The organism is Rosettibacter sp. KY25 (genome assembly GCF_057554405.1).
Genome location: NZ_BAAJAO010000004.1, coordinates 135,176 through 149,940 on the forward strand (window position 1 = coordinate 135,176; position 14,765 = coordinate 149,940).

Here is a 14,765-nt window from a genome sequence, read left to right on the forward strand (position 1 = left end):
ATTTTCTATGAAAATTTTTGATTTAATAGATGAAGATAAAATTCAATATGCAATAGAATTAATGAATTATTATGGAAAAGAAAAAATCCCATTTTTATTTATTATCGATTTTGATATGAATAATCCGGTAATAATAAAAACAACAGAAGTAAATCAACAAAAAATATTCTATGAGATTAACGCAAAAAAGCATTCTTCCATAAATAAAAATATAGAGTTCATAAAATTTCCTATTTCGTTTGAAGATTATAAAAAGGCTTTTGATAAAGTTTACCAAGAAATTTATTCTGGTAATACTTATTTGATAAATCTTACTTTTCCAACAAAGATAAAAACAAATCTCACACTTGAAGAAATTTATTTTGCCAGCAGTGCTAAATACAAACTTTTATATAAAGATGAATTTGTTGTTTTCTCGCCCGAGACATTTGTTAAAATTGAAGATGGATTAATCTCGTCTTTCCCGATGAAAGGAACAATTGATGCATCAATTCCAGATGCAGAAAAAATTCTTTTGAGTGATGAAAAAGAAATTGCAGAACACAATACTATTGTAGATTTGATACGGAACGATTTAAGCATTGTTTCAAAAAATGTTAGAGTAGAAAAATTTCGGTTTATAGATAAACTTGTTACAAACGAAAAAACATTGCTTCAGGTAAGTTCAAAAATTGTTGGCGAACTTGAAAAAAATTACAATGAAAAAATTGGCAGCATTATTTTTTCACTACTTCCTGCTGGCTCAATAAGCGGAGCTCCTAAAAGAAAAACCGTAGAAATTATTCATAATGTTGAAATAGATAAAAGAGGTTTTTACACAGGTATATTTGGCATATTTGATGGTTTTAATCTTGATAGTGCAGTGATGATTCGTTTTATTGAAAATAAAAATGGAGAATTCTTTTACAGAAGCGGAGGGGGAATAACATTTTTGAGTAATCCATATTCTGAATATCAAGAACTAATCGATAAGGTTTATGTGCCGATTAATTGAAAGCATAAAAGTATTTGAAAAAAAATTGTTCAACATTGAATATCACAATAAAAGAATGAATAATTCCAGAAGAATTCTTTTTAACTGCAATGATGAAATTGATTTATTAACCATGATAAAAATTCCAGATTATTTAAATAACGGGCTTTATAAATGTCGGCTCATTTATTCAAAAGAGATTGAATCAATAGAATTTATACCCTATGTGAAAAAGGTAATAAATAAAATAAAAGTTGTAGAAAATGACTTTATAAATTATGAACATAAATATGAGGACAGATCAGAATTAACTAAAATGTTGTCAGAATCGAATGCTGATGAGATTATAATTGTAAAAAATAATTTTGTCACAGATGCATCTTTTGCAAACCTGATTTTTTCCGATGGAGTGATTTTTATTACACCTTCAACACCTCTTCTTAAAGGTACAAAAAGAGAAAAATTATTGAATGAAGGAATTATTAAAGAAGAAGAAATAAAGAAAAGTGATATTAAAAAGTTCAAATATGTTTATCTTATAAATTCCATGCTGAATCTTGAAGAGGAAAATAAAATTCTGATAGAAAAAATATTAACCTGACACTTAGAAAATTTTTATCACTTTTTGTAGAATAAAAATTTTTTTATACATTTGCGCAATTTATTTTGACATCCAGTATTAATTCCTCCCGAATTCATAATAGTAAAAAGTATTTAGGAGTAAAAATTGAGCAGCAAAAAGAATGCACAAAAACAAAAAGGAAAACTAATATTAAAAAATGGGGATGTATTTGAAGGATATCTTTTTGGAAGTCATAAATCAGCAGCTGGCGAAGTAGTTTTTAATACTGGAATGGTAGGCTATCCTGAAACATTAACAGACCCATCTTATAAAGGTCAAATACTTGTTATGACTTACCCGCTGATAGGAAATTATGGAGTCCCGCCACAAGATGATGATGATATCCCTGAGTTCTTTGAATCAAAAGAAATTCAAATATCGGGATTAATTGTTTCTGAAGAATCAGAAGCCTATAATCACTGGAACTCAGTACAAAGTTTAAATGACTGGTTAAAAAGTTATGATATTCCTGGCTTGTATGGAATTGATACAAGAATGTTAACAAAAATTTTAAGAGAACATGGAACTATGCTTGGAAAGATTGAAGTGGGAGAAGAAACAGTTGAATTTTATAACCCCGATGTTGATAATCTTATTTCTAAAGTTACAATTCCACATGTAGAAAAATACGGAAGCGGCAAAAAAAGAATTTTATTAATTGATTGCGGATGCAAAAAGAGTATTATTACCAACATTCTTGAAAGAAATTTTTCTGTAATCAGAGTTCCTTATGACTATGATGTAGAGAAAGAAAATTATGATGGTGTTGTAATTTCTAATGGTCCTGGAAATCCTGTAGTTTATAAACAACTTGTTGCATCAGCAAAAAAATTAATTCAAAAGCAGGTTCCAATACTTGGAATTTGCATGGGACATCAGATACTTGCACTTGCTGCAGGAGCAAAGACTTATAAATTAAAATATGGTCATCGAAGTCAAAATCAGCCAGTAAAAGAAGTAGGTTCGAACAAATGTTACATTACTTCTCAAAATCATTCATTTGCTGTTGATACAAAAACATTACCGCGCGGCTGGCAGCCTTGGTTCGAAAATTTAAATGATTACTCAAATGAAGGTATGATTCATGAAAAGTTGCCCTTTAGAAGTGTTCAATTTCATCCAGAAGCAACTCCAGGTCCAGTTGATACTTCATTCATATTCGATGAATTTTTGAAAGATGTCTGATTTTTTCAATATCATTCTTAACAATAAATAACTCAAGGAGAAATGAAAATCAAAAAAGTATTAATCTTAGGAAGTTCTGCATTAAAAATTGGCGAAGCTGGAGAATTTGATTATTCAGGTTCTCAAGCAATCAAAGCACTAAAAGAAGAAGGAGTTTATACAGTTCTAATAAATCCAAATATTGCTACAATTCAAACATCAGATTATCTGGCAGATAAAGTTTATCTTCTTCCAATTAATACTCATTATGTAGAAAAAGTAATTGCAAAAGAAAAACCAGACGGAATCTTTCTTGGATTTGGTGGTCAAACAGCATTAAACTGCGGTCTTGCTCTTTACAGAGAAGGCATTCTTGATAAGTATAAAGTTAAGGTTCTTGGCACTCCAATCGAAGCAATTGAAAATACAGAAGACAGACAACTATTCTGCAATAAACTTGCTGAAATAAATGTTAAATTTCCTCAAAGCAAAGCAGTAAATACTGTTGAAGATGCAATTGAATATGCTCAAAAAATTGGGTTCCCGGTTATAATCAGAATTGCCTATGCACTTGGAGGTTTGGGTTCTGGAATTTGCAGGAATAAAACCGAATTGAAAAAACTTGCTACAAGAGCATTATCATATTCATCACAAATTTTGGTCGAAGAATACCTTGAAGGTTGGAAAGAAATTGAGTACGAAGTTGTACGTGATAAATATGATAATTGTATTACCGTCTGCAATATGGAAAATATTGACCCGATGGGAATTCATACAGGCGAAAGTATTGTTGTTGCTCCAAGTCAGACTCTTACAAATTATGAATATCATCTGCTTAGAGAAGTTGCAATAAAAACAATCAGACATCTTGGAATTGTAGGAGAATGCAACATACAATATGCACTCGACCCCAAAACAAGTGACTATCGTGTTATAGAAGTAAATGCAAGATTATCAAGAAGCTCTGCTCTTGCATCCAAGGCAACTGGCTATCCACTTGCATTTATTGCAGCTAAACTTGCACTCGGTTATGGATTGCATGAATTGCCAAATAATGTAACAAAAACCACAAAAGCATTTTTTGAACCTGCACTTGATTATATCGTTGTTAAAGTTCCACGCTGGGATTTGAAAAAATTCAGACTTGTTAAAAGAAATATTGGCTCTTCGATGAAGTCTGTTGGCGAAGTTATGGCAATTGGAAGAAAATTTGAGGAAGCTATTCAGAAAGCAATGCGCATGCTTGATATCGGCGTTGAAGGTTTAACAGCAAGTAGAACTAAAATTGAGTTTGATAACATTGAGGAAGCTTTAAGTCATCCTACAGAAGAAAGAATGTTTGCAGTTGTTCAAGCACTTAAACAAGGTTATTCTGTTGATTGGATTCATTCATTGACTCATATTAATAAGTGGTTCCTTTATAAAATTCAGAATATTGTTGAAATAGAAAATAAGATTGCTTCTGTTGGAAAATTGACAAAAGATTTATTACTCGAAGCAAAACAGCATGGATTTTCTGACAGACAAATTGCTAATATCTTAAATAAAGATGCTCACGATATTTATTTGCTAAGAAAAAAATATAACATAAAACCATACATTCAGCATATTGATACACTCGCTGCTGAATACCCTGCTAAAACTAATTATCTGTATCTAACTTATAATTGTTCATCTCATGATTTTGATTTCAAACTTAAGAACAGCATAATAATTCTTGGTTCAGGTCCATATCGAATTGGAAGCTCAGTAGAATTTGACTGGTGCTGTGTTAATACAGTAAAAACATTAAGAGAATCAAAAATCAAAACTGTAATGATAAATTGTAATCCCGAAACTGTAAGTACAGATTACGATGAATCCGATGCTCTCTTTTTTGAAGAACTGACAACCGAAACAATCTGGGAAATTTATGATGCTATTAAAGCAAAAGGTGTTATAGTTTCGATGGGTGGACAAACTCCAAATAATCTTGCATTAAAGCTTCATAATATTGGAGTTAAAATTTTAGGAACCTCTCCAAAGTCTATTGATACTGCAGAGGACAGAAGTAAATTTTCTGCATTATTGGACCAACTTGGAATTGAACAACCGGAATGGAGTAAATTAAATACAATTCAAGATGCTCTTCAATTTGCTAACAAGGTTGGTTATCCTGTTCTTGTTAGACCATCTTATGTTCTTAGTGGTGCTGCAATGGCAATTGCCACTGATGATGTGGAACTTACACGATATCTTCAAAAAGCTGTGGATGTTTCACCCGAACATCCTGTTGTAATTTCTAAGTTTCTTGTAAATGCAAAAGAACTTGAGTTTGATGCTGTAGCTCAAAATGGTGAAATAATTTGTTCTGCAATTTCTGAACATGTTGAAAATGCCGGAGTCCATTCAGGTGATGCTACATTAGTTCTGCCGGCACAGAGAACTTATCTCGAAACAATGAGACAAATCAAAAAATTTTCTGCTGCTATTGCAAAAGCCTTAAATATCAATGGACCGTTCAACATTCAGTTCCTTGCTAAGGATAACAAAGTAAAAGTAATTGAATGTAATTTAAGAGCTTCAAGAAGTTTTCCATTTGTTTCAAAAACATTAAAGAAAAATTTTATTGAATTAGCTGCAAAAGTAATCATAGGTAAAAAAGTTGAAAAGATTGATGACCAAACATTCAATTATGATTATGTTGGAGTTAAAGCCCCAGAATTTTCTTTTACACGACTTGAAGGAGCTGACCCAACAACAGGTGTAGAAATGGCATCAACCGGAGAAGTTGCTTGTCTTGGTGATGATTTTGACGAAGCTTTCTTAAAAGCATTGACAGCTGTTGGTTATAAATTTCCAATAAAATCAATTTTGATTTCCTCTGGTACAATTGAATCTAAGACAGAATTACTTGAATCCACAAGACAGCTGCAAAAAATTGGGATAAAATTTTATGCTACTCCTGGAACAGCTAAATTTATGGAAGCCAATGGAATTCCAGTTGAAACTCTTGATTGGCCTCTTAATGGTAAATCTCCAAATGCAGCTGATTATATTAAATCTGGAAAAATCGATTTGGTAATTAACATTCCTAAAAATTATCAGGAAGAAGAATTAACCAACGATTACATCATTCGAAGAACAGCTGTTGATTTCAAAATTCCATTAATTACTAACAGACAACTTGCTATGCGTCTTGCAGAAGCTCTTGTTAATAAAAATCCTCTTCAATTAGAAGCAAAAAGCTGGGATGAGTATTAAAGTTTTCTCTCCCAGCTCCTAAATTTTATAAACTAAAAACCGCATTTAATTTCTTCGAGATTTCTTAAAATCTTCCTTCTTGAAATTTCTACTGAATATTAAACTATTTTTTGTATTTTTAATTAATAAAAATTATAAAGAAAAATTTTAGGAAGGTTATTTTAAAATTTATTAAGTAAACTATTTTTGATGAAAGTTTACGACAGGACTTTTGTTCTTTATTTTTTTTGTTTTTCACTTAGCAGCTAATAATTAAAAGTGCTAATAGATTTCCATCTTACAAGAGGAAATTATGGCAACAAAACCTCAAAATAATTTGAAAGTGAAATTCACTAATGAACTATTTAATTATCTCTTCCAATTTCATCCCCTGCCAATTTTGGTTTATGAATTAAAATCTTTAGCTGTTAAAAATGTTAACAAAGCAGCAGTTCAAAAATATGGCTACAGCAAAAGTAATTTTTTGAAATTAAAATTGACTGACCTTTCACTTCCAGAATCGTTAAGAAAACCTTCACAAAAAATTTCTACTAAAAATCTCCAAAAACATAGAACTAAATATGGTAAAGTAATTGATGTCCAAATAACTAAAAGTAAAATTGTTTACGAAGGATTAGTATGTGAGTTAATGATTGTTCAAGATGTTACTGAACATATTAATCTTGAGAATCAACTTATCAAAGCAGAATCTGAATTAAGAACTACTTTGTACAGCATTGGTGATGGAGTAATAACTACGGATAACAAAGGAAGAATTAGGATGATGAATCCAGTTGCAGAAAAATTAACTGGTTGGAAAGAAAAAGATGCTAAAGGAAAGAAGCTCGAATTAGTTTTTAATATTGTAAATGAATTTACAAGAAAAAAAGTTGTCAATCCTGTAAAAAAAGTTTTGCAAAAAGGAATTGTTATTGGTTTAGCAAATCATACAGTCCTGATTTCAAAAGATAAAACAGAAAGACCAATACTTGACTGCGGGGCACCAATTAAAGATAAATCAGGAAAAATTGCAGGTGTTGTTCTTGTATTTAGAGATCAGACAAAAGAAAGGGAAGCACAAAGGAAAATTGAAGAAGCAAAGATTTTTGCTGAAAGTATAATTGCAACCGTGAGAGAACCTTTGATTGTTCTTGACTCCTTAATGAATGTAATTAAAGCTAATCGTGCTTTTTATAACATATTTAAAACTTCTGAGAATGAAACAATAGGGAAATCATTTTTTAAACTCGGAAATGGACAATGGAATATACCAGAATTAAAATTATTACTTGAAAATATTCTTCCATCAAATACTTCTTTTGAAAACTTTGAGGTTAAGCATAATTTCCCAAAAATTGGTTTCAAAACAATGCTTTTAAATGCAAGAAGAGTTTATAGTGAATCAAATAAAAATGAATTTATTCTTCTTGCAATTGAAGATATAACAGAAAGAAAAAAAGCAGAAGAAAATATCAAAAAGTTAAATCGCATTTATTCAATGTTGTATGAGGCGAACGAAGCAATTGTAAGAAATCGTGAAAAAGAAAAATTGTTGAAATTAATAACTCAAATTGCAGTTGATAAAGGGGGATTTTCTTTAGCATGGATTAGTATGATTGATGCCGAATCTAATGAACTTATCATCGAAGCAGATTATGGAATGAATGAAGATTATAGAAACAAAATTAATACTGACTTCAAGATAATAGACCATGATAAATGCCCAATAAGAAAAGTATTAAAAACAGGAAAGTACTATGTATCAAATAATATTCTTAAAGATAAAAAAATGAGTTTATGTTATGATGCAGCTTCTGAATATGGTTTCAAATCTTTTGCTGCTTTCCCAATAAAAACATTTGGGAATAACGTTGGAACATTCAATTTATATTCAACCGAAGAAAACTTTTTTGACAAAGAAGAAATCGAACTCCTCGAACAACTTTCAATGGACATATCTTTTGCTCTTGAATATATTGAGAGCGAAAATGAAAGAAAAAAAGTTGAAGAAATATTAAAACAAAATGAAGAAAAATACTACACTTTAATTGAATCGAGTGATGATGCTATTTATCTGGTTGATAGAGATTGCCGCTATCTTCACATGAATAAAAGATACTTAATGAGATTAGGCTTAAAATTAGAAGATGTAATAGGCAAATCTTACAGCGAATTTCATACCCCTGATGGTTCAAAAGATTTTGAAGAAAAAGTTAAAAAGGTTTGTGAAACAGGATTATCTATAACTTATGAATATCAGAGCTTTAGAGATGGAAGATATTTTATAAGAACCTTAAGTCCAGTGAAAGATGCTGTAACAAATGAAGTAAATGCTGTTGTGATAATTTCAAAAGATATAACACATCTTAAAGAAATAGAAAAAGCACTAAGAGAAAGTGAAGAAAAATTTAGATTTATTGCAGAGAGGGCGAATGATTTAATTTATATCTACAGATTCAAACCAAAACAAGGCTTTGAGTATGTAAGTCCTTCTGCAACAAGAATTACAGGTTATAGCCCTGAAGAACATTATGCCGACCCAATGCTTGGTTTCAAGTTGGTTCATCCGGATGATTTGCCAATTTTAAAATCATTCTTTGAAAATAAAATTATTACAGAGCCCGTTGTATTAAGGTGGAGAAAAAAAGATGGTAGTTTAATTTGGACCGAGCAGCTAAATGTTCCTATTTATGATGAGAATGGAGAACTTATTGGTGTGCAAGGAATTGCTCGCGACATTACAGAAAGAAAAAGAGTAGAAGAATCTTTAAGAGAAAGTGAAGAAAAATTTAGAAAATTAGCTGAATCAACTAACACCGCAATTTTTATTTATAAAAAAACGAAATTTGTTTATGTAAATAAAGCGACGGAAAAGTTATCAGGATATTCCGAGCATGAACTTCTTCGAATGAATTTTTGGGATGTTGTACATCCTGATTTCAGAGATTTGATAATGCAGCGCGGTTTGGATCGATTAAATGGAAAAGAGGTTCCCTCTCAATATGATTTTAAAATTATAACAAAAGATAATCAAGAAAAATGGGTAACATTTACTTCCACTGTAATTGATTATAAAGGTGAAACAGCAGCTATCGGTACTGCATTTGATATCACAGATAGAAAAATTGCAGAAGAAAAGCTTAGAGAAAGCGAAGAACGCTTCAGAAATATTTATGAAAGCTTAACAATAGGAGTTTATAGAACAACTCCAGATGGCAAACTTTTAATGGCTAATCCTGCATTTTTATCAATGCTTGGTTATGAATCCTTGGAAGAAGCTCAAGCTAAAATTGTAATGGAAGAAGTTTATGCAGAAAAAGGTACCCGAGATTTATTCCTGAAAATTATAATGGAAGAAGGAATAGTTTATGGCTTTGAACAAAAATGGAAAAGAGCAGATGGGAAAATTATTTATATAAGAGAAAATGCTCGAGCATACAAAAATATTGATGGCTCAATTGCCTATTTTGAAGGAACTACGGAAGATATAACCACAAAAAAATTAGCCGAACAAGAATTAATCATTGCAAAAGAAGAAGCTGAGAAAGCAGATAAATTGAAATCATATTTCCTTGCTCAAATGTCTCACGAAATAAGAACTCCTCTTAATGTAATTGTTAGCTTTTGTAATATAATCAAAGAAGAAATAAAGGATAAAATTTCACCAGATATTAATGAATATTTTTACAGTATTGATTTGGCATCTAAGAGAATAGTTCGAACTGTCGACCTGATTTTAAATATGTCAGCCGTTCAATCAGGAACTTATATTCCAACTTATCGTTTTTTTAACTTTAAGGAAGATGTAATTGATAAACTTATTCCTGAATTCATTACATCAGCCGAAACTAAGGGATTAAATTTTATTGTTGATTATAAAACAGATAAACTTAATCTCTATGCAGATGATTACAGTGTTACTCAAATCTTCTCAAACTTAATTGATAATGCAATTAAATATACAAATAAAGGGACAGTGGAAGTTATTATTGAAAGAAATGAAGATGATAAACTAACAGTCAAGATTAAAGATACAGGTATTGGAATGAGCGAAGATTTTCTTCAAAAAATTTTTCAGCCTTTTACTCAAGAAGAACAGGGTTATACAAGAAGATTTGAAGGAAGTGGATTGGGTCTTGCTCTTGTCAAAAAATATTGTGAACTGAATAATGCTGAAATTAGTGTTGAAAGTAAAAAAGGCGAAGGATCAACTTTTACTGTGATGTTTATTTGAGTAATAAAAATTTTTACCTATGATTTAGAACATAAATTCTGTTGCTCTTTTTATGTTGGCTTGAATTATTTATTTTCGCTTAGTAGATTTTTATAGGATACTAACTATTTAAGGAACATTGCTATGTCTGGAACAAATGAAAAAAGAAAACCCAAACTTTTAATTGTAGAAGATGATTTTGAAAATCAAAAATTCCTTCAGCTTTTTCTGAAACGCAAATTTGATGTTGATGTTTGCGATTCAGCCGAAACTTTTTATGAAAAGATGAAAGAACAAAAATTTGATATAATTTTAATGGATATTTCTTTGAGAGGCAAAAAAGACGGCTTGCAGCTCACAAGAGAATTAAGACAATCTGAAGAAACAAAAAATATCCCAGTTGTTGGACTTTCAGCTCATGCTTTTCAAAGAGATAAAGATAATGCTTATAATGCCGGTGTTGACCTTTTTATTACTAAACCTGTTCAGAATAATGTTCTTATGGAATCTTTAATTAAAACTTACGAGAGCAAGACAGGAGAAAAAATAGAATAGCTTCATTTAATTCAATAAAAGAATATATGTGCTTGATAAGGTCTTAATTCAACATATAATCCAATGTGATAAACTTCTTCTGCTGACCTGTAATATGTTTGATTGTTTAGCAAATCTTTTATTTCAAAAGTTTCCGGATAATTTCTTACATCTAATTTAATTCTGCACGAAGAAATTGTATCAGCATAATTTACTGCAACAAGACATCTTTGAGATTTTAATTCCCACTGCCAGGCTAAAATATTTGTAAAAGTGTGATTCCCTTCCCAAGATGGAAGCACATCGAGCAGTTTCCACTTGCCATTTTTAAAAATTTCATTAGAAGTAATATTAAGAAGATTGTTATAAAATTCTTTTAAGTCTTTTTGAATGAATTCTTCGGGTTCTCGACCCAGCTGAACAGGCAGTTTAACTTTTTTCCCTTCAAATTGACCATCATAATACAAATGCATGCCAGGGATTGTGCTTATTACAATTGCTGCTGCTTTTGATTTTTCTTTCCCAAGTGAAACAACAGCTCTTTCTTCATCATGGTTTTCAATGAAGCGGACTAATTTTTTTTGATATTCTTCATCAAGTTTAAGATGTTCATAAATATTAAAAGCATTTCCAGCTTTGAATATATCTAGCAAACTTTTATCGTATGTAAAATCAAAACCCAGCTCTTGTAAATCTTTTTCAAGATTCCAATAGACTTCTCCAATAAAAATAAAATCGCTCCTTACATTTTTGACTTCTGATATAATTTCACTCCAGAATTCAGTTGTTATCAATTCATTTTCACATCTATCTATTACACCTGCCCAGGTATTTTTAAATACATTATTCAAGCCGAGCATTGCCATGTCGCATCGAACACCATCACAATATTTGGTAAGATTTGTTAAAACTTCCTTAAAATATTTTCTTACATCCTTGCTGAAATAATTTACTTGAATTGTATCCTGCCATGCAGGAAAGAAAGGGTCGCGTCCATGAGCATAGTATTTTTCTTCATCATCAAAAGGTTTATAAAAAGTATTAGAATCCCTTTCGAATGTTTCTTTTTCTACTCTTAAAAAGAATGATGGATTAGTTTTTATCAATTGACTATCTGCACTAAAATGATTTGGAACAAAATCCAGTATCAATCCAATATTGTTTTTGTTTAGAAGGGTTTTTAATTCAAGCAACATTTCAAAATTGCCTATGTCGGGATTGACTTCATAAACATCTATCGAATAAGGAGAGCCAATTACATCTTCTGTTTTCCAATCTTTTAATGCTCGTTTATAATTTTGAATTAGGTAATCTTCAAAACAATATTTATCAATTGTTGATTTACATGTTTTCCAAATTCCCATCAACCAGATATAATCAAACTTTTTTTGAATGAAATACTCCCAATAACTTTTTGGAATATCATTTAATTTTGTTTCTTTCCCAAATCGTTTTATAAAAACTCTTGTATTAATTTCATAAATGGATGGATGAATTGTCATTTATATTCCGTGATTAATTTTTTTCTTGTGTTAAAAGCAGTTTTTTCTCATTCAGTAGTTCTTTGTTTCTGCTCAAAAGTTCAATCTTAAGATGTTCGTCATTTGTGTTTTCAATAATTTTATTGTTAGTCATAATTTCCTGTTCTATTTGATAGACAAGAAATTTAATTACAGTTTCCTTTGCATATTCAAGTGAATCTTTTTCAATCTTACCGTTGAGAGAAAGTTCATCCCATCTGTGACTTATTGTTTCATCAGTCAATGCAAGTTTGAATATGAAATCTTTCAGCTGTGCATCTTCAATTTTTTCGATTAGATATGCAGGAGAAATATCTCTGTCGTTATGACCATCAAGAACAATTTCAACAAGATATTTTAATTTAGGATTTGTAAAATAATCCAGACTAATTTTTTCAAGAATATGTTCAACAATTTCTTCGTTGCCGCTGTAAAGAAGTCTTATTATTTCTTTTTCAAGTTGTGAAATATTTGTAATAGATGCTGAATTTGATAAAGTGTTATTAACCTGCAAATTTCTTTGCAGCGGCTGAGGATTCTGTGCGGGACTTTTTTCTTTTTGTTGTGATAAAATTTTATTTAACTCATCTTCAATAATTCGTTCTCGCAGATTAAATTTTTTTACAATAGTTTTAATCAATAAACTTCTCTTTAATTCATCATTTACAAGAGCAAGAGTTCTCACAATTTCACGAATGGCAGAGGCTGCAGTAGCTGGATCATTAAACTTTCCCTCGGCTTCAAACTGAGCTGTTTGGAACTCTACAAAATTTTTGGCAGAAGTTAATAACTCGTCAAATTTTTCCTTGCCGTATTTATTGATGAACGAATCCGGGTCTTCATCTGGTGGAAGCATCATAACTTTTATATCAAAATCATGTTTTAACAAAAGTTCGATGCTGCGAAGAGATGCTTTTTGTCCTGCCGGGTCTGCATCAAATAATACAATTATATTTTTTGTGAATCTTGATAAAAGTTGAACCTGTTCTTCTGTTAACGAAGTGCCTGATGAAGCAACAACATTTTTTATATCTGCTTGATAGAGTGAAATTAAATCCATGTAGCCTTCAACAAGAATTGCTCTGTCGAGTTTTCTAATTTCTTCTTTTGAATGAAATAAGCCGTACAACGATTTTCGTTTGGAATAAATTTTTGATTCTGGAGAATTCAAGTATTTAGCTGTGTTCTCTTTATCAATTAGAATTCTTCCGCCGAATGCAATTACTCTTCCATTTGGAGAGAATATGGGAAAAATTATTCTTTCTCTGAATTTATCGTAATATTCACCTTTTTCATTTACATCAATTAATCCAAGAGTTTTGGCTTTTTGCAAATCAATTTTATTTTCTTTGGCTGCATTTAAAAAATTGTTCCAGCCTGCAGGTGCAAATCCTATTCTGAATAATTTTTGTGTTTTTGGTTTTATGTTTCTTTTCTTTAAGTATTGCCTAGCTTCTTCGGCATCAGAGCTCTTTTGTAAAACTTCTTCGAAATATCTTGCAGCAAAATCATTTATTTCATAAAACTCTTCGAGCTCTTTTTGAATTTCTGTCAATTCAGATTTTTCATATTGAATTTTAATTCCGGCATGTTCTGCAATTTCTTCAACTGCTTCGATGAATGAAATGTTTTTAAAATCCATTAAGAATTTAAATACATTGCCGCCTGCTCCGCATCCAAAGCAGTGAAAAATTTGTTTATCGCTGCTTACTGTAAAAGAAGGTGTTTTCTCGTGATGAAATGGGCATAAGCCTACAAAATTTTTACCCCGCTTTCGTAAATGAACATAACCGGAAATTATATCAACTATATCTACAGCACTTCTAATCTCTTCTATCTTTTGCTCTGATATTCTCAATTGACAGCATCCTCAATAAATTAATTCTATTCTTAATTTCATTTTCAAACTTATAATGATTTACATTTTGCATTCAAGATTGCTCATCAAAATTAATATTATTATTTTCGATTTGGAAATTATAATGAGAAACAGCTATTTGATTAAAAATAGTATCCTTTTAGTCCTGCCTGCACAGGATTTTAATGAACAGGAATATTTAATTATTTCAAACTCACTAATCAAAATCAATAAAAGAGTTTTTATTGCTTCCGATTCAAATTCCTTGTGTATTGGTTCAGAAAATTTGAAAGTAAAAAATGATATTATGCTTTACAATGTTCATGAAGAAAATTTTAATGGAATAATATTCGTTGGAGGTAAAGGAGTAAGAAATTATTGGAATAATAAATTACTGCATTCAATTGCACAAAAATTTAATAAAAGCGGAAAAACAATTGGAGCAATTTGCAGTGCACCGATTATTCTTGCAAGAGCTGGTGTAATTAATAAAACAGCTGTATGTTATCCAGATGACAGAAAAGAACTTGAAAAAGAAGGAATTGAATATAAAGATGAACCCGTTGTAATCGATAAAAATGTAATAACAGGAAGAGACCCGTCTTCGGCATCAGAATTTATATCTAAATTTTTGCATGAACTTTCGAAAAAAAGTTAGA

General features: G+C 30.6%; 9 protein-coding genes. 7 read left to right on the forward strand and 2 right to left on the reverse strand.

Annotation, left to right across the window (positions count from 1 at the left end):
* Positions 1-7: 7 nt before the first annotated feature.
* From AC27L2_RS04030 to AC27L2_RS04055, 6 genes are all read left to right on the forward strand, one after another.
* Complete coding sequence (locus AC27L2_RS04030) at positions 8-994, forward strand: aminodeoxychorismate synthase component I (protein WP_487210400.1); 987 nt, start codon at positions 8-10, stop codon at positions 992-994.
* The gene (locus tag AC27L2_RS04035; RefSeq protein ID WP_487210401.1) at positions 978-1,574 is read left to right on the forward strand and encodes an aminotransferase class IV; all 597 of its coding nucleotides are present in this window, start codon (positions 978-980) and stop codon (positions 1,572-1,574) included. The genes AC27L2_RS04030 and AC27L2_RS04035 overlap by 17 nt, the downstream gene beginning before the upstream one ends.
* Positions 1,575-1,700: 126 nt before the next feature.
* Positions 1,701-2,780 (forward strand): glutamine-hydrolyzing carbamoyl-phosphate synthase small subunit, encoded by a 1,080-nt coding sequence (gene carA / locus AC27L2_RS04040; RefSeq protein WP_487210402.1) that lies wholly within the window; start codon positions 1,701-1,703, stop codon positions 2,778-2,780.
* Between the two features lie 42 nt (positions 2,781-2,822).
* Positions 2,823-6,002 carry a carbamoyl-phosphate synthase (glutamine-hydrolyzing) large subunit gene (gene carB / locus AC27L2_RS04045; protein ID WP_487210403.1) on the forward strand — a complete coding sequence of 1,060 codons (3,180 nt, stop codon included), beginning with the start codon at positions 2,823-2,825 and terminating at the stop codon, positions 6,000-6,002.
* A gap of 292 nt (positions 6,003-6,294) precedes the next feature.
* The gene (locus AC27L2_RS04050; protein ID WP_487210404.1) at positions 6,295-10,215 is read left to right on the forward strand and encodes a PAS domain S-box protein; all 3,921 of its coding nucleotides are present in this window, start codon (positions 6,295-6,297) and stop codon (positions 10,213-10,215) included.
* Between the two features lie 123 nt (positions 10,216-10,338).
* Positions 10,339-10,749 (forward strand): response regulator, encoded by a 411-nt coding sequence (locus tag AC27L2_RS04055; protein WP_487210405.1) that lies wholly within the window; start codon positions 10,339-10,341, stop codon positions 10,747-10,749.
* Between the two features lie 11 nt (positions 10,750-10,760).
* On the opposite strand, the gene AC27L2_RS04060 is transcribed toward AC27L2_RS04055, so the two are convergent.
* The gene (locus AC27L2_RS04060) at positions 10,761-12,230 is read right to left on the reverse strand and encodes an alpha-amylase family glycosyl hydrolase (RefSeq protein WP_487210406.1); all 1,470 of its coding nucleotides are present in this window, start codon (positions 12,228-12,230) and stop codon (positions 10,761-10,763) included.
* 13 nt (positions 12,231-12,243) lie between these two features.
* Positions 12,244-14,106, reverse strand: coding sequence for a DNA primase (gene dnaG, locus AC27L2_RS04065; RefSeq protein WP_487210408.1), 1,863 nt, complete (start codon positions 14,104-14,106; stop codon positions 12,244-12,246).
* A 124-nt stretch (positions 14,107-14,230) separates the two neighbouring features.
* Between dnaG and AC27L2_RS04070 the strand changes: the two genes are divergently transcribed.
* Positions 14,231-14,764: a DJ-1/PfpI family protein gene (locus AC27L2_RS04070; protein ID WP_487210409.1), complete on the forward strand. Its 534-nt coding sequence runs from the start codon at positions 14,231-14,233 to the stop codon at positions 14,762-14,764.
* Position 14,765: the final 1 nt, after the last annotated feature.